Genomic DNA, 20,891 nt, shown 5'->3' with positions numbered 1-20,891 from the left:
AATAAAGTATCGAAATTCACCACAGCATAGAGCTATGAAGTGAATCTCGAGATTTAGTTCCCTACTTGATTCTCTAGCTTGGTTCTTTATCTATCTAATCTAAAGCGGAGTTTTAAGGCTGGGTAGTGTTACTCGCCGTCGTCGTCTACATCAGGCTCAGGTGTCACTGAGACTAAAATGCTGTGCAGGCGGCGACTGTCTGCACGTAGCACTTTGACGTGGATGCCGCTGAAACTGACTTCTTCATTGCGTTTGGGTAAATGGCCAAACTTGTTCACAATTAAGCCACCTATGGTGGAGAACTCTTCGTCACTAAGGCTAGTGCCGATGATGTCATTAAAGTCTGCAATCTCTGTGAGTGCTTTTACCCGGAATTGACCTTCTGCGTTCTGAATGATGTTGTCTTCATCTTCGTCGTAGTCGTACTCATCTTCGATATCGCCTACAATTTGCTCCAATACGTCTTCAATCGTGACTAGGCCGGCCACGCCACCATATTCATCCACCACAATGGCAATATGGTTGCGGTTGCTGCGGAACTCTTGTAACAATACGTTGAGGCGTTTGGCTTCCGGAATGAACACGGCAGGGCGCAGCATGTCGCGCACTTCAAAGTCTTCACCTGCGTAGTAGCGCAATAAGTCTTTGGCCAGCAAAATGCCGATCACATCGTTTTTGTTGCCTTCAATCACAGGAAAGCGCGAGTGCGCGGTTTCAATCACATTAGGAATAAATACTTCAGGTGGGTCAGTGATGTCGATGACATCTATTTGTGAGCGCGGAATCATGATGTCGCGCACTTGCATTTCACTGACTTGCAGCACGCCTTCGATCATGGCGAGTGAGTCTGCATCCATTAAGCTGTTTTCATATGCAGCGTGCAGCAGTTCGACCAGCTGTTCGCGGTCTTCTGGCTCCCGCAATAAGAAATTACTTAAACGTTCTAACAAGCTAGGCTTGTTACTTAATTTATGGATGCTTGATTTATAGTTACTTGGTTTTTCCGACTCGGTTGCCATTAGTTGGCGTCCTATGTAATGAGATAAGGCGAAGCATACCCTAATTTTGTGACAATTGCAGTTTCTAAGCCTTCCATCAGCTCTGCCTGTGCCTCGATTTCATGGTCGTAACCGTGCAAATGCAAGATGCCATGCACGGTTAAATGCGCATAATGCGCTTCCAGGCTTTTGTGCTGCGCTTCCGCTTCGGCAGCCACTACCGGTGCGCAAATGATGATATCGCCCATCAGGTAGGGCTCTTCTGTAAGAGGGAAGGTCAGCACATTAGTTGCATAATCTTTGCCGCGATAGGTGTTATTGAGTGACTGACCTTCTGCGGCATCCACTATGCGGATGGTGACTTCAGTATCTACCCGCAGCGCAGCCTTGGCCCATTTGCGAAACAGGCTGGCACTGGGGATATTGTCAGCATCGCTGGCGTATTGAATGGTGGCGGCTAATTTAGGCATAGGTCGTCTTAATCGGTTTTAGATTGCAAGTCTGTACCATCGGTGTACGGAAACTTCACGTGACCATAGCGCACCACCAAAATAGCTAGTGCAATCAATAGGATGGAGCCGGAAAGTGCAAACATGGTCATGGCATCCAGCTCTTTGATATCTAGCACCAGGAATCGCGCCAGGGCGATAATGCCGATATATAGCGGATACCTGACAGGTAGCTTACCCGCGGTGAGATAGTGGCTCAGCATTGACATCACTTCTAGGTATAAGAACAGTAGCAAGAGGTCGCCAACGTGTACGGTGCGTTCATCCCAAATGTTTAAAATTGCTTGCAGTACGCCAAAAATGGTGGCGATACCAATCACGATCAGCACTACCTGTTCAACAATACTTAAACCTTTTTGCAGAATCTTGCTGTATTTATTCGGTGTCATTTTTTATCTCAAAATATGCTTGGAGTATGCCAAATTGTTTTGATTATACTTGGTTGTTTTGATTATACCTCGCGCTAAGCTGGTGCGGTATATCAAGGCACCAGCCTGGTGGCGGTTAATTTTTTTGCTGTAATTCGTACTCTTCATAAGCATTGACGATTTTTTGTACTAGCGGGTGGCGTACCACATCACCAGATAAAAAGTGAGTCATGGCGATGCCTTTAATATCTTTTAATACTTTTTGCGCTTCGACCAAACCACTTTTTTGATGGCGCTGTAAATCGATTTGCGTTACGTCACCAGTAATCACCGCTTTGGTGCCAAAGCCAATACGGGTTAAGAACATTTTCATCTGTTCCGGTGTGGTATTTTGCGCCTCATCCAAGATGATAAAGCTTTGGTTCAGGGTGCGTCCGCGCATGTAGGCCAGCGGTGCCACCTCAATCGCACCGCGCTCGAACATTTTGTTCACAGTGTCGTAACCTGCCAAGTCATACAGTGCGTCGTACAAGGGGCGTAGGTAAGGGTCCACTTTCTGGTTTAAGTCGCCAGGTAAAAAACCTAGACGCTCACCGGCCTCGACCGCCGGGCGCACCAGCACGATGCGCTTAACGCGGTCACGTGTCATGGCATCTACGGCACAGGCTACGGCTAGGTAAGTTTTACCGGTGCCAGCTGGGCCGATGCCAAAGGTAATGTCATGATCCTGTATCTGCTGCAAATAGGCTACTTGGCGCGGGGTGCGGCCATGTAAATCACCGCGGCGCGTCATCAGCACCGGCATGGCGGTAGAAACCACATCTTCCGGTTTGAGCTTGTCTATTTCGACCAAGCCTAATTGCACGTCTTCCAGCTCGATAGGTTTTTTCGCGCGGCTGTAAAAGTTCTCTATCAGTTGTGCAGCTAGGCGTGTGTTGTCTAGCTTGCCGCTGATGTTAAACGTACTACCACGGCGGTTAATGTTTACCTCAAGTGCGGTTTCAATTTGCTTGATGTTCTCGTCTAGCGGCCCGCATAGGTGGGCGAGGCGAACATTGTCTTCTGGGGCTAAGGTAATTTCCATGGTTATACGATCTCGCCAATTAAGCGTCTTGGGTTAGAAACGTCGGTAATTTTCACATTCACAAACTGATGCACCAAGCTTGCGTCACCTGCGATATCAACTACGCGGTTATTGTCAGTTTTACCTGCCAGCAAACTAGCGTCCTTCCATGATGCGCCTTCAATCAATACGCGCTGCGTGGTACCAAGCATGGCTTCAGATATCGCTTTGGCTTGTGCTTCGTTAATCGTTTGTAGCTTATCCAAACGCGCCAGTTTAACTTCTTGTGAGGTGTCGTCTTTTAAAAATGCAGCCGGTGTGCCGGGGCGTGGGCTATACAAAAAGCTGAAGCTGGCATCAAAGCCTACGTCTTGCATCAGTTTTACCGTGGCTTCAAAATCCGCATCGCTTTCACCCGGAAAGCCAACAATAAAGTCTGAAGTAAATGTTAAGTTAGGGTTTGCTGCTTTGAGTTTACGAATAATCGATTTGAATTGCAATGCGGTGTAATTGCGTTTCATTGCCATCAAAATGCGGTCACTACCGGCCTGCACCGGTAAGTGCAATTGTGCAGCCAGCTTGGGCACAGTGGCAAAGCAGCTAATTAGGCGTTCGTTCATTTCATTGGGGTGGCTAGTCGTAAAGCGGATGCGCTCAATTTGTGGAATCTCCGCAATCGTTTCAATCAGCATGGCTAAATCAGACTCCACGCCATCATACTCGGTACGGTAGGCATTTACGTTTTGGCCTAGCAGTGTAATTTCTTTCACGCCTTGCTCAGCCAGTTGCACCGCTTCGGTAAGGATGTCGGCAAACGGGCGAGAGACCTCTTCGCCGCGTGTGTAGGGTACTACACAAAAGCTGCAATACTTACTGCAACCTTCCATGATGCTTAGAAACGCACTCACGCCTTCGACGCGAGGTGGCGGTAAATGGTCAAATTTTTCAATTTCTGGAAAGCTCACATCCACTTGTGAGGTTCCGCTGTCTTGTTTACTTTTAATCATTTCCGGCAGGCGGTGCAAGGTTTGCGGCCCAAACACGACATCCACATAAGGTGCGCGCTTGATGATGTTGTCGCCTTCTTGTGATGCCACACAGCCACCTACGCCTATCACTAGGTTAGGATTTTTCTCTTTGAGCGGGATAAAGCGTCCTAAATGGCTAAATACTTTATCCTCTGCCTTTTCGCGCACAGAGCAGGTGTTGAGCAGAATCACATCCGCATCATCCGGGCTCTGTGTTTCTACCATGCCGTCAGATGCAGACAGCATATCAGCCATCCGTGATGAATCGTATTCGTTCATCTGGCAGCCAAAGGTCTTAATAAAAACTTTTTTAGGTGTATTCAAGGTGTTATAGCCAAAACGCAAAATAGGATTTTAACGTATTTGCTCACTTGCCTCACGCAAAGTTGTTCACTACAAGGTAAAATGATTAACTTAATGTATAGATAGTCATTCAAAACATGCAAGCACTCCCTATTTTTTTCAATATCACCAATCGATTATGTGTGGTGATTGGCGGTGGCGATGTAGCCACACGTAAAGTTGCCATGCTGTTAAAGGCCAATGCAGCGGTGACTTTGATTGCGCCAGAAATTTGTCATGAGCTGCAAGCGTTGGCTGACGCCAATAAAATTAAATGCATTCAGGCCGCCTACGGCAAGCAGCAGCTTGAAGGCGCCTGTTTGGTGATTGCTGCAACCGATGACGAATCTGTAAATAAAGCGGTTTCCATCGATGCTAAAGCCTTGAGTATCCCAGTTAACGTGGTGGATGCACCAGATTTATGTACTTTTACTATGGGCTCTATTATTGAGCGTAGTCCAGTAGTGATTGCGATTTCCAGCGAAGGTAATGCGCCAGTGTTGGCACGTTATATCCGCACCAAAATTGAAACTATGCTACCTGCTGGTTATGGCAGAATTGCTGGGTTGGCCGGTGAGTTCCGCGATAAAGTGAAGGCGAAATTCAGCACCACACAAGCGCGTCGCCGCTTCTGGGAAGACGTATTACAGGGGCCGTTAGTGGAGCGCGTGTTGTCAGGGCAGGAGCAGTCAGCCCGTGCTTTGCTGCAAGAGTTAATTGACCAAGATGATGGCGCTGTTAATAAAGGTGAAGTGTTTTTAGTCGGTGGCGGACCCGGCGACCCAGACCTGCTCACGTTTCGCGCATTGCGTTTGATGCAGCAGTGCGACGTCTGTGTTTACGATAAATTGGTCAGCCCCGAGGTGATGGAATTGGTGCGCCGCGATGCTGAGCTGATTTATGTAGGTAAGTCACGTGATCAGCACACACTGCCACAAGAAGAAATTAATGTGTTGCTTGCCAAGCTTGCACTACAAGGCAAGCGCGTATTACGCCTAAAGGGCGGTGACCCATTTATTTTTGGCCGTGGTGGTGAGGAAATCGAAACCTTGATGGAATATGGTATTCCATTCCAGGTGGTGCCAGGGATTACCGCTGCCAACGGCGTATCTAGTTACGCTGGCATCCCGCTCACGCATCGTGATTACTCTCAGGCTTGCTTGTTCATTACCGGACATTTAAAAGATGGCAGTTTGGATTTAGATTGGGAAGCCATGGCGCGTCCAAGACAAACGGTCGTGATTTACATGGGCTTGGTTGGTTTACCACAAATTTGTGAGCAGTTGATTAAGCACGGTGTTTCACCGGATATGCCAGTGGCGGTAGTGCAGCAAGGAACTACCCAGCGTCAAAAAGTCGTAACCGCAACCTTGGCAGACTTGTCGGAGAAGGTGACTGAAGCTGGCCTGAGAGCGCCTTGCCTTACTATCATCGGTGAAGTGGTAAATCTGCGCGAGAAGTTAGCTTGGTTTGAGCCGGGCGCTTAATGCTTTAGCGCGACCTATCCCGCTCGGAATGGGCCGGTTCTGAATAATTCGTCTCGGAACTGGTTAGTTCTTGATTGGGATAGTCAGCCTAGCCTCTAGGCCACCTTCGGGGCGGTTGATTAGCTCAAGTTTGCCGTGATGTAGCTTGGCAATGCGGTCAGCAATCGCTAGGCCTAAGCCGCTGCCGCCTGCGTTACTGCGTGCGGTATCCAGCCGTTCAAACGGGCGTAATAATTTCTGTAGATGCGTCTCGGGGATGCCCGGGCCGTTGTCAAAAATGCTAATCACGATGCTATCAGCCTGTATCTGGCTGCTCACACGTACTTGTCCGCCGCCATAGTTGTAGGCATTACCCACGAGGTTGTCTAGCAAGCGCTGCATGGCCAATGGTTTAATCGGCACTTTGTAAGTGGGTGCTAGCTGTATCACTAGTTCACGCCCGGCGCGCTGTTGTCTGTCATACAGTGCTTGCAGCAAGGTGTTAATGTCCACCATCAGCGTAGGTTCACCTTCTGTGCCGCGTACAAAATCTAAGAACTGATGGATGATGTTATCCATGTCAGCAATGTCTTGCACCATGCCAGACTTTAGATAGCCACACTCTTGCTCGGGTAGCATCTCTACTGCAAGGCGCAGGCGTGCTAGAGGCGTACGAATATCGTGAGAAACACCTGCCAGAATTAAGGTTCTTTCTGCATCGAGTTCTGCCAATGATTCTGCCATTTTGTTAAACGTGGTGCTCACTTCACGCAGTTCGGTCACGCTGTCTTCGGGCAGGCGTTCCGGCTGTTCACCTTTACGTAGTTTGTCGGCAGCACTCACTAGTAGATTCAGCGGCTTGTTAATGCGCGCGGCAAGCAAATAGCCACCGGCCAGCGACAAGCTCAAGACCAGGGCAACCCAGCCCAGCCATTGCCAGGGAAACGGGCGCTCCACGTGTACATTCGGAATCACCACCCAAAAGTCATCCTGATCAATGCCAAAGCTTACCCATAAACCGCTGATGCCATAGTGTTTGGTGGTAATAATGGTTTGCTCACCCAGGCGTTCACGAATCTTGTCTGCTACTAAGTGGATGAATGGGTCGTCTGGGAGAGGGGCAATCTCTTCCATAAAGTCAGCATAATAAATCCGCACGCCTTCTTTACCGGTTAATTCCGAGAGTAAGGCTAGGCGCAGGTTTTCTTGCGAGGCAATCAGCGATGCGCGCGTGTAGTTCACCACCGTAACTGCTTGCAGCGCAGTCGCCTGCGCGCGCGGTTCACGCTCAAAATATTCAAATATTTTTAAAGACGCAAACTGACCAATCGCCAATAAAACAGCGATAAGTAACATGATTCTTGATAGTAACTTTTTGGGTAACAGGCGCAATGTGGTGGCTTATGTAATCAAGTGTTGGTGTAATTTGAGGGTTTAGTTTAGGCAGTTGCTGCGGTGCAACCGCCTGTTTTACTCTGGATTGTTTATTTTTTTGCTTGGTTATCCGGGGTTTAGTTATCGGCTTCGCCATCCGGGATAAATACGTAACCAAAGCCCCACATGGTTTGTAAATAGCGCGGGTGGGCTGGGTCTGGCTCAATCAGTTTGCGTAGACGTGAAACCTGCACATCAATACTGCGATCGTAAACATCCAGTTCACGCCCACGCGCCAATTGCATCAGTCTGTCGCGTGACAGCGGCTGGCGCGGGTGATCCACAAACACTTTGAGTAATGCAAACTCTCCGCTGGTGATGGCAATCGCTGTACCTTGGCGGCTAAGTGAACGCGTGGATGCGTTGAATACAAAGTCACCAATCGTGATGTTTTCTGCCGCATTGGCAGGTGCGCTCGGCACTAAGCGCTCATGCCTGCGTAACACTGCATTAATGCGCGCTAATAACTCTCTAGGGTTAAATGGTTTGGGTAAGTAGTCATCAGCGCCCATTTCCAAGCCAATAATGCGGTCAACCTCATCACCGCGTGCAGTGAGCATGACAATTGGCATCATGGTCGCGTTGCCGCGCATTCTTCGGCAAATAGACAAGCCATCTTCACCGGGTAACATTAAATCCAGCACTAATAAATCAATCGTATCGCTGCCGAGTATGCTATCCATTTCTTTGGCATCATTGGCGGTTTTGACGGTGAATCCTTGTTCGGTGAGGTAGCGTTGCAATAGCTCACGTAAACGTACATCATCATCTACGACTAAGATTTTTTTATTTTGATCGGCCATCATTATGTTTAAACCTTAATTGTTAATAGAATGGAACAGAGTATTAGTAAAAATAATATTATTTTCAATCACTACATTTCAATAACTGCAAAGTGTATGCTAAATTTATATTTATATTAAATTTTATGCGCTTAAACTTGTAATTTTATCTATAGTCTCATGATTTATGTCGAAAAAATTTACAATTCCTTACAATTTCACCGTTTAGTGAAACATTCAATTAACAAACGTGCTTCATGATAATGCAACTTCAATCGTAATGCTCAACATTGGAATATTGATCTTTTGGATTTGATTTTGCTAAACAATATGTCATTGACCAAGTACGCGTGCCTAGTTTTATGCATGAGCTTAAGTCTTACTTTAAGTGCTAACCCTGGGAGTAGAACTAATCTTTCTGCCGCAGCTGAAAAGCCTAGACGTGCGACAGACAACGAGCGTGCCGCTGACGATGATGGTTACCAAAAGACCTTAAATCTGAATTTTAGCCCTGAGCGTAGGGAAATGTTGCGTAAAGCGCTTGAAGACTACGCCCGCTCTATTGATCCTAGTCATGACCAAATTGAAGAACGCAGACGCGCCATGCAAGAAAGCATAGAGGCTCGTTTTTTTGAAGCGGATTCAAATAATGACAGCACGATCGACAGGCAAGAAGCAACAGAAAAACTCCCGCAAATTGCTAGGCACTTCAATAGCGTAGACACCAACCAAGATGGCGTGATTTCTTTAAATGAGCTAGTAGAGGCGCAAGCCAGAATCTTAGAGCGTCGCAGGGCTGCAGAAGCGGCGATACAATTAGAGAAACAAAGAAAAGCCATTGAGGCCGAAGCGTTAGAAGAAGCGAAAGCCAAAAACAAGCAAGCAACCAATTCCTCCAAAAAAAAAGCACTATAGAACTGTACTAGCTGCCGAAGCTGGTGGCTCAGCTATTCTTCTCGTATCGTAGACATTCCCTGTTGGCTTCATCGACATGAAGCCAAACGCTGCATGTTGCCTTGTCTTAACAATAATCTTTAACGTTAACGGTATTATCTTTGCCTATGCAATGATGCATAATAAGTGATCAATTATGAATGGTGCCGGTGTATGGCGTTAAGGTTGGAAGTTGGCGAAAGCGTTGCCCAAGTGCCTGCCGAAGTTTGGGATGCCTTGACGGATGGTATGCCGTTACTCGGACATGCCTTTTTGAGCGCGCTGGAAACTTCGAAATCTGTAGGCGGCGATAGCGGCTGGCAGCCTGTTCCACTATTGCTGTATGACAATGCGCAACTAATTGGTGCCGTGCCGCTCTACGTGAAGTATCACTCATACGGTGAATACGTGTTCGATTGGGCATGGGCTGAGGCCTATGAGCGTAATGGCTTAAATTACTACCCTAAGCTTGTTGCTGCGATTCCATTTACGCCTATTACCGGTGTGCGCCTGCTGACGAGTGACCCCGAAGCTAAGCTGTTGCTTATCAATGGAATACAGCAGGTTCTACAGAAAAATAATATGTCCTCGGCGCATGTGCTGTTTCCCGATGACAGCTCTACGATGGCATTTAAACAAGCTGGCTGGATGCAAAGGCACGGCGTGCAGTTCCGCTGGCACAATCTAGGGTATGCTGATTTTGATGATTTCTTAGGTCAACTAAGCCATGATAAACGCAAGAAAATTCGGCAGGAGCGCAAGAAAATCGCGGCCTCTGGTGTGGAATGCAAGCCCATTAAAGGGGCTGAAATTACTGCAGAGCAGTGGGATTTTTTCTACCAATGTTACGAAAATACTTACCTTGAACATAGATCTACGCCATATTTAACGCGTGACTTTTTCAAGATTATTGGTAGCAGTATGTCGCAGCATATCTTGTTAATCATTGCTTACCTGGATAATCAGCCAATTGCTGCCGCATTAAATATTTACGATATAAACACGCTGTACGGTCGCTATTGGGGCGCACTATGCTATGTTCCCAATTTGCACTTTGAGCTTTGTTATTACCAAGCGCAAGAGTTTTGCATTGCAGAAGGTATTGTATATTTTGAAGGTGGTGCGCAAGGTGAGCATAAGCTTGCACGCGGCTTCACGGCGAGGCCGACTTGCTCATTCCACTCAATTGCTCACTCTGGTTTTGCCGCAGCCATACAAGATTTTGTCACGCAAGAGTCGGCGGGTCTTGCGGTTTATACCAATGAGCTAGATGAGCGTGCACCATTTAAATCTAATAGTTGATCACGGAGCTGAATAAGCAAATACATGTATTATTCACTTCACAAAAAATAACGAGTAGAAAATGATTTCAGCATCAATAAAACTATCAAATACCTTTAACAATTTCTTCGCGTCAGAGAAATCAAGCGGAGTTTTACTCATCTTCTGTACGCTAGTCGCAATTCTGATGACTAACTCATCAATTGGTCATGCGTATTTAAATCTCTGGCAAGTAGAGTTCAGTGGATTAAGTTTGGAGCTGTGGATCAACGATGGTTTGATGGCCATTTTTTTTCTGCTGATTGGGTTGGAGCTCAAGCGTGAGCTCTATATTGGTGAGCTTTCTAACTTTAAAAGTGCGCTACTTCCTATTCTGGCAGCTATTGGCGGAATGCTCGTCCCAGCACTAATTTACTTTACTCTGAATCATGGCACGCCAACACAGGATGGCGTCGGTATTCCAATGGCGACTGATATTGCCTTTGCATTAGGAGTATTGTCGATTCTTGGTAACCGTATACCTGCTTCACTAAAAGTATTTGTTGTTGCCTTTGCTGTAATAGATGATTTGGGGGCAATTGTAGTTATTGCTTTATTTTATACAGCAAAACTCTCGGTAGAATATCTTGCAGGCGCCTTTGTTGTTTGCGCAGTGCTCTTGATGCTTAATCGAGCATTAAAAGTAATGCTGCTTTTACCATATATTATTGGTGGCATACTCATGTGGTTTCTCATGATGAAGTCCGGTATTCATGCAACGATAGCAGGAGTAATGTTGGCTTTTGTGATTCCATTTACTGTAAAAGATAATGACAAACAATCTCCTTCGCATCGCTTAGAAAGTTTTTTACATAAGCCAGTGGCATTTCTTATTTTGCCAGTTTTTGCATTGGCAAACACCGGTATTATTTTTGACTCAACTTGGTTGAGTGGTCTGACCAGTTTGAATGGGCTGGGTATTGTCATGGGCTTGGTTTTTGGTAAGCCAATAGGTATCGTTTTATTTTGTTATTTTGCTGTTTTGACTGGCATATGCCGGTTACCTTCGGATCTCAAGTGGGCGCACATCACAGGTGCGGGTATTCTTGGCGGTATAGGCTTTACTATGTCTATCTTTATTACTAATCTGGCCTTTTTTGGTAGTCATGAAGTGATAAACACCTCTAAGATGTCGATCCTGTTTGCGTCTTTGACTGCTGGTGTAATAGGTTTTCTTTGGCTGAGAGTGTTAGGCAAAACCAGAATGTAAAGATGAGCCATTATTTGACTTGACTTTATGGGTTATGCATAAGCTACTATTAAGCTAACTTAAAGTAAGGCATATAAGTTTTCATGTATGTGTGACTATTGCCTTGAATAGAGAGATAGAGCCTTTCCCTAAAGATAAGGGTAGGCTCTTTTTGTTTAATTCTATTTCTTCTCTGTGGTCGTTGAGTGGTGTTCCATCGCTGCATGCGCGGCTTTGCGCTCATTGGCATCGATTTTCCCATCTTTATTAGTATCCATTCTGCTGAACATTTTTTCCGCACGCTTTTGATGTTTCATCATAAAATCTTCGCGCGAAATTGTCCCGTCTTTATTGGTGTCCGCATGCTCGCAGTGCTCACCTTCCTCGCCAGCGTGATGGTTTGCGTAAGCGGCATTAGTCAAACCTAGCAATATAGCGCTGGTTAATAACATATGTGTAATCTTCATCATCTATCCTTTTTATTCATTAAAAAAATCATACAGACCACTTAACTAACGTTGCAGCGAGCGTGAGGTTGACGTGTGGCATTTGCCAGCGATGCCTCTAAGAGCCGTTCGCAAAGTAGCGATAAGTGAGGCGTAATAAAAAAGCTCCCGTTAGTAGGAGCCTTATATTAGGAAATAGTTTAATACAGTATGGTTTAAGCTGTGCTAGGCCAGTGCGCTGCTACCTTGTAGCATGCTGATGTCTGGTATACGCACGTTTTTGCTGTTTAAGCGCTGAGCGATTTGCTTAAACGCATTAGATGCGGGCGTTAGCGGAAAAGCATCTACGATCGGGCGACCTAGTTTTGCTGCGCGGCCTAAATGTACATCGGCTGGAATTGCACCAAAGAACTCAAGCTCGATTTGCATAAAACGTTTAGCAACTTGCGCAATATTGTTAAAAACCACTTCAGCCTGCGCGTCATTGGCATCATCCACAATAATGCCAAAGGAGCGTCTGCCAAGCTGGCTGCAAATACGCTTAATCAGCGTGTATGCATCTTTAATTGATTCTGGCTCACGTGTTAGTTGAATCAGAATCTCGCTGTCATTCAGTGTTTGCAATGGCAATAAGTCGTCGTTGTTTAGTGTTGCGTCCACCAATACAATTTCGTATTGCACGACTAACTCATTAAACAGTTGGTTTAATATCGCGCCGGCCTTGCTGTTGAGTGGTGTGCTTATCTGGTTTTTAGGCAGTAACTTAGTCGCAGCAAACTCTTGTTTGGTGTTTTTAATTGCAGCAGTAGGTGATGCTGATGCCTTTGCAATATCCAACAATGTAGGGGTTTTATCCACTTCATAACTAGCTTCACGCGTGCTGCTGGATGCGTGCATAATCAATACATCGCTGCCTTGCGCACGTATAGATGCAGCTAAATTAATCATCATGCGCGATTGGTCTGCAGATGAGGCTGAAATCACGGATACTACGCGTGGTTTCGGCGCTGCCATGATGCGGCGTAAACCTGCCGCTTGATCATTTTTAAAACTAACCACGGCTGATCTCTGTAGATAACGTGTTCACCGTTGGCCTGGTGTTAGCCATAATAAATGGCAGCTCTTCATTTTTAAATTGTAATGAGCGGCCATCAGCACCAATCTTTAGTGCTTTTTGAATCAAATAGCTCTTGTTTGATAAATGAATGTCTTCAGGCACACGTTGACCATTGGCCAAGTAATATAGTTTTAACTTGCCTCTGATAATCACATCCAGCACGCCGCCAATAGTCACAGCTTCATCCAGCTTGGTGATGATGGTGCCGTCTAAGCCCTTGCCTTTATAGGCTCTAATTACGTCAGTTAATGTTTCGCCAGTGCTGGTTGCATTGAGGCATAGCAGCTTTTTAATGCCGGCATTGGTGTTGGAGAGCATCGCAATCTGCTCGGTCACCATGGTGTCGCGCTGGCTTACACCAACGGTATCAATCAAAATAGTGCGTTTATTTTTTAGTTCGTTTAGTGCAATTTTAAGATCAGCTTCATCTTTAACCGCATGCACCATTACGCCAAGAATCTTGCCATAAATTCTTAGTTGTTCATGACCCCCGATACGATAAGCATCGGTAGTGATTAGGCCTAAGCTCTCCGTGCCATGTTTCATGACGTAGCGCGCAGCGAGTTTGGCTGTGGTAGTAGTTTTACCAACACCTGTCGGGCCGATCAGGGCAAAAATACCACCTTGATCCAGCATGCCCATTTCGCTCGGCAGATTGTCCAGATTTTTGCTTAAAATTGCTTTAACCCAAGCCAAAGCTTTGGCCTCATTGAGGTTGGCTGGCATTTTCTCAGACAACATTCTGGCAAGCGCAGCACTAAAACCGGAAGATAACAGGATGTTTAGTATTCTGGTTTTTGTGGGATATTGCTGTTGTGTGTTGCTCCAGGCGATCGTGGTTAATTGAGATTCAAACACATCGCGCATGCTACGCATTTCGTTCAGAATCTCAGTCATTTTTTGGCTAGCATCCAACATAGATGCTTGCATCATGGTATCTGGTGCTGCTTGTGCTACAGGCTGCGCAAAAAATGGTTCGGCATCTATTTTTGGAGTAGGCGCTTCTGGCTCGATCATACTCGGTGCAAAAGGCTGTGCTTGATTGCTATGAAAGCCCTCAATTTTTTTATTAATCACTGAGATTAACGCTGATGGGTTATCTTCACCAAAACCTTCTGTGTGGTTGCGGTAAGACGCTTCCATAGTGGCTACGTTATCAACAATCGCGTCTAAGTCTTCTTCTTTCAGCGCAGTGATACGATTGCCGCCGTCAACGACGCGGTTAGATAAAATAATGGCATCCTCGCCAAGCTCCATGCGTACCTGCTTGAGCGCTTCGCGAGAGTTAATACCAAAAAATTGCTTAATATTCATACTTGGTTCTTACTTAGGTAATTTGCTCAGCCGATTGACTGGCTAGCAGAACAGATGTGTGTAAATGCGCCTGATCGCGGTCTTTTGAGTAATCAGTCAGCATGCCGAGTACTGCACTGTCGTCAAATCGGAAGCGGGTCAGCATCATATTTGTACTGCTCAGCTTTACAACCTGCATATTGCTTAGGCTTTCTAGCAAATCAGCAATCTCTTTGCTGATGCCTAAAAGAAACATTGCGGTCGCTTTATCTGAACTGATGAGCTGTTTAGCCATCATCAAATAGTTGAGATTTGCGTCCTTAATTTCGGACATCATATCTTTTACATTCATTTTGCTTCCTAATTCGTTGTTTCTATTGTAAAAACCGTGGTGCAATTGGCTTGGTGAAATGTAACTCTTTAGGCTGTTTCAACCAATGGCTATTTGGCTATTTATTTTGTAGGTGTTTGTCTTACAAACTTTTGACGAGGAGTGTGAGTCATTGTTCTATATGGCAATATGCCTGCAAAGCCTCGCTGGTGGCTGAGTTTGTACATATAGAATGTTGCGGGAAGGGAGCTGAAATTGCTGTTACAAGTAGTTGTTACGGCATTAAATCGCAAAAGTTTAATGCTTTCAGCTTAAATAATGCGTAACTTGCCGAGCTGGATTTTAAGTATTAAGACTGAAAATATTAAGGATGCTAACCAAATGGGCAAAAAAATAGCGCTTCTGCAAAAAAGCGCTACAAACTTTGAGAGAGTATATATTGCAAATCAATTCAACATATGTGCCCATCATACTGGGCAGTAATTAATGAAGTATTGCAGATAGTTAACTAATTGTTTCAATTGTGAAAAAAATTATAAATCTCAAGATTGTCAGTAGGGCTAAAGTCTAACATAAAGAAAGACGCCTCATGTCTGAAATGTGGCGTCTTTGTTAGTAGAGTAGGTTATTAGCTTAAATTTATTGATGTAAATATTGCAGATAATCAGTGATACATTATTTACATTCGCACATTTACATTCAAATCAGTAATACTTATGCGTAACATATTAAGTATTAAAGAATTAATGGCGCAATAAAGGCAAAGAACCCTCCAATTAGAAATATGATGACTGATGCGATATATACCCGCAGTGAGGTTTTGCGCGTACGTATGCATACGTTGGCTAGCTCTTGGTCTGCTGGGCATGGCAGGCCGCGCGCTTGCCACTGTAAATAGCCTGATAGCAGTAGCATCGCGCCAGCAAATATAAACACACCAAACTTATGCTCAGAAAACCAAACTAATTGCGGCACATTGCTGACTAGTGACGACATCACCGCGCCTGCGCCTAACCCCACCAGTGCGGCTGGCAGTGCACAACAAATCAGTGTGCCACCGCTGGTAAATAATGAGATGAATGACAAAGACTTGGTTTTCCTCAAGTTTGACATTTCATTGTTAGTAGAAGTGTGAGACATTTACTTTGGCTCCATTTCTGCCTTGATGTGCTCAATCGGATGGCTGCTGATTTCAATGCTCGTCACCTCGTAACCCGCATCTTTAATCAAATCTTTTACCGTATCGTTAGATAATGATTGCCCGTCTTTAAGCTCTACTGCAACGATACGTTGCTTTAAGTTGACGTAAACATCTTTTGTTTGAGAAAGCGCACGCATTTTCTTCTCAATGCCTTGTGCACAAAATGCACATACCATGCCGTTTACGTTGGCTTTGATGGTTTGCGTAGCTAACGCCGCTTGGCTAAAAAATGTGGCAATAACGGCTAATGCTAATAATAGTTTTTTCATCATAAATTCCTTAATAATCATTAAAATATATACATAAAGTTAAAGCGAGGTTGGCCAGAGTTATTGATGCCGCCCTCTACAAAATAGCTTTTATTAATCAGCCGCAACATGGGCGTGACTTCAATCTTGTCAGATAAGCCATTCATGTTGCGCGCCTCTAAAATGGCCCACGGTTGGGTTTTGTCGTAATCGGTTTCATAAAACGAGAAACCGGCGCGCGCACTGGTGAAGTCATGATTGATATGCTCAGCGCGGTACAATCGATGCGCTGCTGCAAAGTAAACACGCGTCGTTTCATAATCATACTGAACGCCAGGGGTTACCATCACTTTGTCAAAACGATGGTCTTTCCCCGTCAGGTCATTTTCACCTTGTATCGCGCCAATGCCGCCTGTAAACCATAAATTGGCTTGCGAGTTAGGCAAGTTCCAGCGTTTGATTAGGCTTGTATAAGTGAACTCTTCTAGTGTGCGTGTTTTGGACTTGTCATCAGAACGCATGTACGTCGCGCCAACTCCAAACGCATCGCGTGGGGTGATGGCGTAATTGATAAATGCCTCACGCCAGTTACTGTTAAAGTCACCCATCACCATAAATGAGTCCTTAAAGCCCATGGGGCCTGCAAACGCATTAACGCTGGATATAAAAAGCCCAAACTTAAGTAAAAGTTTGAAGCAACTGGAAAGTTGCATGATTGCCCTCCTAATTAATTCCTAAATTGATCTACGCCGGCGCTGCCAGCATTAAGGGAAATTAACTAAAGTTACGCGGAGGGCGTTCTAAGAAGTCAGGCGCCTGAGAGTGGAAATTAGGGGTAACAAAAGAAGTGAAATCAGTCACTGTTGGGCTGATAGTAATAGTCGTTAATGATGTAGATAAAACCAAGCCGGCACAAATCACAGAGCAATTACTGCCTGAGCAATAATAAGCGGTTTTTTGCTGGGTTTGTTTGCCATGATGCATTTGCATTTTGCAATGCTCAGCCATAGCATCATTCTGCTGCGCTTGTTCGCTAAGCATTGCAGTATGATGACCACCACTGTTAGATTGGTTCATCACCATTTGCATAGAAATCGCCTGCATTGGCATGAGCAATACTAAAAGAGTCACAAGTAGATGTAAAAATTGTTTTTTCACAGACGCTATGATGCAGTTAAATGGGAAAAGTTGCAAACTGACAATCGTTTAACAAAGCTGTCTGGAGAGTATCGAGGAAAGGTGAGTAATGCATACAAATGTTAGCATCGTAAGGAGTGCATTTCTCCTTATCATTTAGATTCGATATAAAGGATATACAATCCATTGTTTTATTTTTTTAACTACATGATTTTAAATTAAATTTATTATTATTTAATTTTTTTGGCACGTTTTATTGGTTTTTTAGCTTAATTTCTTGATAACTAGTTCATATTTGCTTGAGTGTTTATGTGCTTTGTAAGTTTCAACATCAGGCATTCCTAACTTTTTTCGCTCATTAAGAATGTCGTTTACGATATTGCTAACTCTATCATCTGCTCTACATCCAAAAATTATTCTAGTAAGAGCTTCAGGCTTGAACGAGGTCGATGTTTTTGCCCCTCCTTGCCAAATAATCCTAGACTCTTTTTCATAATCCCAATGCTTGAATTTCGCCAAGATAATGTCTCTGAGTTGCCCTTCGGTGTCGTTTGCCCAATTTAGAACCGGATAATCCTCAACGTAATCCACTGGGATAGCTTCAAGCATAATTCTTGGGTGTCTTGCCACTTCAAATTGAAGGCACACTCCCTGATGATTGTCGGCGTAATGACTCCACATTAAAATCGAACGGGGGTCGCCCGCAAATGAGAAGACGCCAGTTTTTTGTAAGTTTGAGTTGAAAGCGGCTTCGCTAATTTTTTGCCATTCATGCCGCGGTCTAGCCATGAATTTATCAAGTAATTTTTTGCGCTCTTTCCATTTAAGGTCGCCTTGCGTTGCTATGAGCTTTTCGAATTTCTCTCGTAACATGTTTGTAGTGCCATCAAAAACCACCTTGGCGGTCATATCGAAAGGGTCGTTAAAGTCGGTAGGAGGGCTTAACCATAGTTTGCTACCAACGACAATATCCCTTAAAAATCTCTCTCTCCTATCCGAGTCTCCGGCAGGGAGCGCCATATATTTGTATTGAAAACGTGGGTATTTTGGAGAGATTTTCTTTGTCAGAAATTGTCGGCACTGACGATAATCTAGCAAGGAAATTTCATCTACAAGTCTATCAAAATTTGGGTATCTTTGCCGAGGTGGTGTTTGATTTTTATTGTTTTTCATTAGGCTACATTTAGGTGTTAGTAGTTCGTAGATTGTAGCGCTTTTATTCCAATGATTGAGAGGCTTGTATTGAGGGGGTAATGTATTTTGGTTGGTGTGCCAGAATTGTGCCAAATGCTAAAAAAGAAAACGCCCCAATCTCTCGAAAGGGGCGTCTTTATTGGTGGGAAAGAGGGACTTGATGTTTGTTGTTATATATATGATTTTTAATATTAATTTATTTTTAATGTTGTTATATACCGTCAAATATACCGGCAAAAGTAATTGCTAGAGGTGTTTTTTTAATTCTTTAATGCCAAGGAATGAAGCAACCTGGCATGTATTCAATAACTATCATTTCAAATATCTTGCGTTCCAAAATTTTTAATTTAATTTATACAGAGAATAACTATAAAATATTGAAACGATAAAGGTATCAAGCAATGCGCCATAAAAATGTAATTATTAATATAAAAACCTGTGGGACTCTTTAATAACTGTCGGACAACCTAGTAATGGCTCGCACACACGGACACGGAAACCCCAAATGGACACGCGACGAAACAATTCTCGCACTTGACCTTTACTTTGACCTGAATGGGAAAATTCCGTCTGGCTCTGATGACCGAGTGAAAGCATTATCCGAAGTGCTTCGCCGCTTTCCTCATCACGCAGAGGCCTCAAGGAAGGAATCATTCCGAAATCCTGTTGGTGTTGCGTTTAAGCTTCAGAATTTACGACAGGTCGCTACTGGCAAAGGGTTAGGGAATGTTTCAGAAACGGATCGTGCTGTCTGGCTTGAATTCGGAGTATCCGCTGCAGCGACGAAATCGCTTGCGAACCTCATTCGCGCTGGTGTTACTGCATTTGAGGCCAGCGAGCCAGTTCAAGAAGATGTCGTGTTTGCTGAGGGGCGAGTTATTACTGAGTTACATACTCGCCGAGAACGTGAACCAAAACTGCGAGGGCAGCTACTTTCCTCTCGGCGTGTTAGCGGAAATCTGTTCTGCGAAATGTGTGGTGCTCCTCCGCACACTAGTAATGCTATGCTTCAGGAAGCTCACTTTGAAGCCCATCACATTATCCCACTATCAAATACAGGTGTCCGTAAAACGCGCCTGTCTGATTTGGCGTTGCTCTGCGCAAACTGCCATCGCTTGCTTCATCGGGCCATTGCCATTAAAAAGCGCTGGCTAACCGTTGCTGAGGGGAAAGTAATATGCGGTGTCTAACCATATAGTTATTCAATCCGTGATTAAGAGTGAAAAGCCTTGTGAGGTCACTCAATTTAGACGCCAACTATCTGTTCTATGAAAACAAAGTGGTCTTTTTCAGATCGATTTTGTGTTTTTTACGACAGTAATTCAGCGACTGTTTTAGTTAAATATAGGCAAGTTTGTTATATGGTTATGTTCTGTGAAACAGAGTCATATTTAACTCCATCAATAGCTTTAATAATAGCTTTAAACAGAAACTTTGCAGCCTCTGGAGGAACTGCCATACCAATTTGACGGCGAACATCTTCTTTGTTTCCGCAAAATTCATAATGATCAGGAAAAGTCTGTAGCCTAGCTTTTTCCCTATTAGTTAAGGCTCTATTTTCAGACCAATGATATACATGAGTTCCACCGCCACCGGAACCGGTAATAGTATAAGCTGGTTTGTTGGGATCTAGTCGCTTATAAATTTGACTTAATTTTGCTCCCTTAACATTAAGTTTAAGATGGTCAGGTATGTTAGCATTCCAAGCATTTTCACCTGGTTTAATATGTTTTAAGCGCTCAATAATATGAGGGTGTTGTATGGTTAAAGCATTATTGTATGCATTAAGTGGAATTGGAGGGTTTAAGATTGCCGCTGAACAAATGTTAGGTTTGTCTTTGTGCGTCGGTGCTGGCGGTGAGAATTTTATATTTAAATCACTTCTAAAACCTACCAATATGATTCTATGCCTAGATTGAGGAATGCCATATTCTTCAAATTTATATAAATGAGGAGTAATTATGTAACCATTCCCGGCCTTAGATAACTCACTAATTATTTTCTTTAGTGCTAGTCCTTCATGCGCCCCTCTCAAACCACCAACATTCTCTGCAATAAAAAAAGAAGGATTAAATGAATCCAGTACTCTAACCCCATATTTATAAAGAGGACCAAATTCTCCATTTAGCCCTTTTTGTTCACCTACTCGACTAAAGTCATTGCATGGGAAACCATAAGCGAAGCCATCAATTTCTGAAATCTTACTTAACTCTGGAATATTTAAATCTCGAACGTCAGAACATAATGTTGTATGCTCATTTGCTCCCTTAATATTTTTTAAATAAGTTTTAACCGTAGATTGGTGATAATCGACTGCCCATGCGTGCTTTAGTGTTGTTGCTGTCTGCCCAATTAGCTCAAGGTTAGCTAACTCAGCACCATATGCAATTCCACCTGGACCACAAAAAAGCTCCCCGATTTTAAGTTCTTTCATGTTTATTGATTACCAATTTTAAGAGACGTGCAGCATACCTTAAAAAGGCACTTATAGA

22 protein-coding genes are annotated in these 20,891 nt (G+C 44.2%); 5 read left to right on the top strand and 17 right to left on the bottom strand.

Features of this window, described 5'->3' with window-relative positions; all coding sequences use genetic code 11:
* Positions 1–128 precede the first annotated feature (128 nt).
* The 5 genes from MMOL_RS09470 to miaB form a co-directional block, all read right to left on the bottom strand.
* A complete protein-coding gene (locus MMOL_RS09470; protein WP_015832807.1) occupies positions 129–1,019 on the bottom strand; it encodes an HlyC/CorC family transporter in 891 nt (296 codons plus the stop codon).
* 11 nt (positions 1,020–1,030) lie between these two features.
* Positions 1,031–1,468 (bottom strand): rRNA maturation RNase YbeY, encoded by a 438-nt coding sequence (ybeY, locus tag MMOL_RS09465; RefSeq protein WP_015832806.1) that lies wholly within the window; start codon positions 1,466–1,468, stop codon positions 1,031–1,033.
* An 8-nt stretch (positions 1,469–1,476) separates the two neighbouring features.
* The gene (locus MMOL_RS09460) at positions 1,477–1,896 is read right to left on the bottom strand and encodes a phosphate-starvation-inducible protein PsiE (RefSeq protein WP_015832805.1); all 420 of its coding nucleotides are present in this window, start codon (positions 1,894–1,896) and stop codon (positions 1,477–1,479) included.
* A gap of 115 nt (positions 1,897–2,011) precedes the next feature.
* Positions 2,012–2,959, bottom strand: coding sequence for a PhoH family protein (locus MMOL_RS09455; protein WP_015832804.1), 948 nt, complete (start codon positions 2,957–2,959; stop codon positions 2,012–2,014).
* Positions 2,960–2,961: 2 nt separating this feature from the next.
* A complete protein-coding gene (gene miaB / locus MMOL_RS09450) occupies positions 2,962–4,290 on the bottom strand; it encodes a tRNA (N6-isopentenyl adenosine(37)-C2)-methylthiotransferase MiaB (protein ID WP_015832803.1) in 1,329 nt (442 codons plus the stop codon).
* 116 nt (positions 4,291–4,406) lie between these two features.
* On the opposite strand from miaB, the gene cysG reads away from it, so the two are divergent.
* Entirely contained in the window at positions 4,407–5,795 is a 1,389-nt protein-coding gene (cysG, locus tag MMOL_RS09445) for a siroheme synthase CysG (protein WP_015832802.1), read from the top strand.
* Between the two features lie 63 nt (positions 5,796–5,858).
* Here the strand turns inward: cysG and MMOL_RS09440 are convergent, their stop codons facing one another.
* A complete protein-coding gene (locus tag MMOL_RS09440) occupies positions 5,859–7,166 on the bottom strand; it encodes an ATP-binding protein (RefSeq protein WP_015832801.1) in 1,308 nt (435 codons plus the stop codon).
* A gap of 119 nt (positions 7,167–7,285) precedes the next feature.
* Positions 7,286–8,014, bottom strand: a complete 729-nt coding sequence (gene ompR, locus MMOL_RS09435) for an osmolarity response regulator transcription factor OmpR (protein WP_015832800.1) — start codon at positions 8,012–8,014, stop codon at positions 7,286–7,288.
* A gap of 342 nt (positions 8,015–8,356) precedes the next feature.
* Here ompR and MMOL_RS09430 point away from each other — a divergent pair, with 342 nt between their 5' ends.
* The 3 genes from MMOL_RS09430 to nhaA all read left to right on the top strand — a co-directional run bounded on the left by MMOL_RS09430 (position 8,357) and on the right by nhaA (position 11,453).
* Positions 8,357–8,905, top strand: coding sequence for an EF-hand domain-containing protein (locus MMOL_RS09430; RefSeq protein ID WP_015832799.1), 549 nt, complete (start codon positions 8,357–8,359; stop codon positions 8,903–8,905).
* A gap of 192 nt (positions 8,906–9,097) precedes the next feature.
* Positions 9,098–10,225, top strand: coding sequence for a GNAT family N-acetyltransferase (locus tag MMOL_RS09425; RefSeq protein WP_015832798.1), 1,128 nt, complete (start codon positions 9,098–9,100; stop codon positions 10,223–10,225).
* 61 nt (positions 10,226–10,286) lie between these two features.
* The gene (nhaA, locus tag MMOL_RS09420; protein WP_015832797.1) at positions 10,287–11,453 is read left to right on the top strand and encodes a Na+/H+ antiporter NhaA; all 1,167 of its coding nucleotides are present in this window, start codon (positions 10,287–10,289) and stop codon (positions 11,451–11,453) included.
* A 161-nt stretch (positions 11,454–11,614) separates the two neighbouring features.
* On the opposite strand, the gene MMOL_RS09415 is transcribed toward nhaA, so the two are convergent.
* From MMOL_RS09415 to MMOL_RS11950, 9 genes are all read right to left on the bottom strand, one after another.
* On the bottom strand, positions 11,615–11,902 hold the full coding sequence (locus MMOL_RS09415) for an EF-hand domain-containing protein (protein ID WP_238524374.1): 288 nt from the start codon (positions 11,900–11,902) through the stop codon (positions 11,615–11,617).
* A 201-nt stretch (positions 11,903–12,103) separates the two neighbouring features.
* Positions 12,104–12,937, bottom strand: coding sequence for a MinD/ParA family ATP-binding protein (locus MMOL_RS09410; protein WP_015832795.1), 834 nt, complete (start codon positions 12,935–12,937; stop codon positions 12,104–12,106).
* Complete coding sequence (gene flhF, locus MMOL_RS09405; RefSeq protein WP_015832794.1) at positions 12,930–14,309, bottom strand: flagellar biosynthesis GTPase FlhF; 1,380 nt, start codon at positions 14,307–14,309, stop codon at positions 12,930–12,932. The genes MMOL_RS09410 and flhF overlap by 8 nt, the downstream gene beginning before the upstream one ends.
* A 13-nt stretch (positions 14,310–14,322) precedes the next feature.
* A complete protein-coding gene (gene flhD, locus MMOL_RS09400; protein ID WP_015832793.1) occupies positions 14,323–14,640 on the bottom strand; it encodes a flagellar transcriptional regulator FlhD in 318 nt (105 codons plus the stop codon).
* A gap of 714 nt (positions 14,641–15,354) precedes the next feature.
* The gene (locus tag MMOL_RS09395) at positions 15,355–15,759 is read right to left on the bottom strand and encodes a hypothetical protein (protein WP_015832792.1); all 405 of its coding nucleotides are present in this window, start codon (positions 15,757–15,759) and stop codon (positions 15,355–15,357) included.
* The gene (locus MMOL_RS09390; RefSeq protein WP_015832791.1) at positions 15,760–16,089 is read right to left on the bottom strand and encodes a heavy-metal-associated domain-containing protein; all 330 of its coding nucleotides are present in this window, start codon (positions 16,087–16,089) and stop codon (positions 15,760–15,762) included. It abuts the gene before it with no gap.
* A gap of 20 nt (positions 16,090–16,109) precedes the next feature.
* Positions 16,110–16,781, bottom strand: a complete 672-nt coding sequence (locus MMOL_RS09385; protein WP_015832790.1) for a hypothetical protein — start codon at positions 16,779–16,781, stop codon at positions 16,110–16,112.
* 61 nt (positions 16,782–16,842) lie between these two features.
* Positions 16,843–17,199: a hypothetical protein gene (locus MMOL_RS09380; RefSeq protein WP_187287223.1), complete on the bottom strand. Its 357-nt coding sequence runs from the start codon at positions 17,197–17,199 to the stop codon at positions 16,843–16,845.
* A gap of 270 nt (positions 17,200–17,469) precedes the next feature.
* Positions 17,470–18,378 carry a DUF2971 domain-containing protein gene (locus tag MMOL_RS11950; RefSeq protein ID WP_015832788.1) on the bottom strand — a complete coding sequence of 303 codons (909 nt, stop codon included), beginning with the start codon at positions 18,376–18,378 and terminating at the stop codon, positions 17,470–17,472.
* 494 nt (positions 18,379–18,872) lie between these two features.
* Here MMOL_RS11950 and MMOL_RS09370 point away from each other — a divergent pair, with 494 nt between their 5' ends.
* Positions 18,873–19,589, top strand: coding sequence for an HNH endonuclease (locus MMOL_RS09370; protein WP_015832787.1), 717 nt, complete (start codon positions 18,873–18,875; stop codon positions 19,587–19,589).
* Positions 19,590–19,756: 167 nt separating this feature from the next.
* On the opposite strand, the gene MMOL_RS09365 is transcribed toward MMOL_RS09370, so the two are convergent.
* Positions 19,757–20,833, bottom strand: a complete 1,077-nt coding sequence (locus MMOL_RS09365; protein ID WP_015832786.1) for a DNA cytosine methyltransferase — start codon at positions 20,831–20,833, stop codon at positions 19,757–19,759.
* Positions 20,834–20,891 lie beyond the last annotated feature (58 nt).

It is taken from the genome of Methylotenera mobilis JLW8 (assembly GCF_000023705.1).
Classification (GTDB): domain Bacteria; phylum Pseudomonadota; class Gammaproteobacteria; order Burkholderiales; family Methylophilaceae; genus Methylotenera; species Methylotenera mobilis.
The sequence above is the reverse complement of the archived record's forward strand: the minus strand, read 5'-3'. Positions and strand labels throughout refer to the sequence as shown.

What these genes read in the sequence shown, in the direction of transcription:
- MMOL_RS09470 (WP_015832807.1), bottom strand. Translation starts at nt 1,019, where the DNA reads ATGGCAACCGAGTCGGAAAAACCAAGTAACTATAAATCAAGCATCCAT.
- ybeY (WP_015832806.1), bottom strand. Translation starts at nt 1,468, where the DNA reads ATGCCTAAATTAGCCGCCACCATTCAATACGCCAGCGATGCTGACAAT.
- MMOL_RS09460 (WP_015832805.1), bottom strand. Translation starts at nt 1,896, where the DNA reads ATGACACCGAATAAATACAGCAAGATTCTGCAAAAAGGTTTAAGTATT.
- MMOL_RS09455 (WP_015832804.1), bottom strand. Translation starts at nt 2,959, where the DNA reads ATGGAAATTACCTTAGCCCCAGAAGACAATGTTCGCCTCGCCCACCTA.
- cysG (WP_015832802.1), top strand. Translation starts at nt 4,407, where the DNA reads ATGCAAGCACTCCCTATTTTTTTCAATATCACCAATCGATTATGTGTG.
- ompR (WP_015832800.1), bottom strand. Translation starts at nt 8,014, where the DNA reads ATGATGGCCGATCAAAATAAAAAAATCTTAGTCGTAGATGATGATGTA.
- MMOL_RS09430 (WP_015832799.1), top strand. Translation starts at nt 8,357, where the DNA reads ATGAGCTTAAGTCTTACTTTAAGTGCTAACCCTGGGAGTAGAACTAAT.
- MMOL_RS09425 (WP_015832798.1), top strand. Translation starts at nt 9,098, where the DNA reads ATGGCGTTAAGGTTGGAAGTTGGCGAAAGCGTTGCCCAAGTGCCTGCC.
- nhaA (WP_015832797.1), top strand. Translation starts at nt 10,287, where the DNA reads ATGATTTCAGCATCAATAAAACTATCAAATACCTTTAACAATTTCTTC.
- MMOL_RS09415 (WP_238524374.1), bottom strand. Translation starts at nt 11,902, where the DNA reads ATGATGAAGATTACACATATGTTATTAACCAGCGCTATATTGCTAGGT.
- flhF (WP_015832794.1), bottom strand. Translation starts at nt 14,309, where the DNA reads ATGAATATTAAGCAATTTTTTGGTATTAACTCTCGCGAAGCGCTCAAG.
- flhD (WP_015832793.1), bottom strand. Translation starts at nt 14,640, where the DNA reads ATGAATGTAAAAGATATGATGTCCGAAATTAAGGACGCAAATCTCAAC.
- MMOL_RS09395 (WP_015832792.1), bottom strand. Translation starts at nt 15,759, where the DNA reads ATGTCTCACACTTCTACTAACAATGAAATGTCAAACTTGAGGAAAACC.
- MMOL_RS09390 (WP_015832791.1), bottom strand. Translation starts at nt 16,089, where the DNA reads ATGAAAAAACTATTATTAGCATTAGCCGTTATTGCCACATTTTTTAGC.
- MMOL_RS09385 (WP_015832790.1), bottom strand. Translation starts at nt 16,781, where the DNA reads ATGCAACTTTCCAGTTGCTTCAAACTTTTACTTAAGTTTGGGCTTTTT.
- MMOL_RS11950 (WP_015832788.1), bottom strand. Translation starts at nt 18,378, where the DNA reads ATGAAAAACAATAAAAATCAAACACCACCTCGGCAAAGATACCCAAAT.
- MMOL_RS09370 (WP_015832787.1), top strand. Translation starts at nt 18,873, where the DNA reads ATGGCTCGCACACACGGACACGGAAACCCCAAATGGACACGCGACGAA.
- MMOL_RS09365 (WP_015832786.1), bottom strand. Translation starts at nt 20,833, where the DNA reads ATGAAAGAACTTAAAATCGGGGAGCTTTTTTGTGGTCCAGGTGGAATT.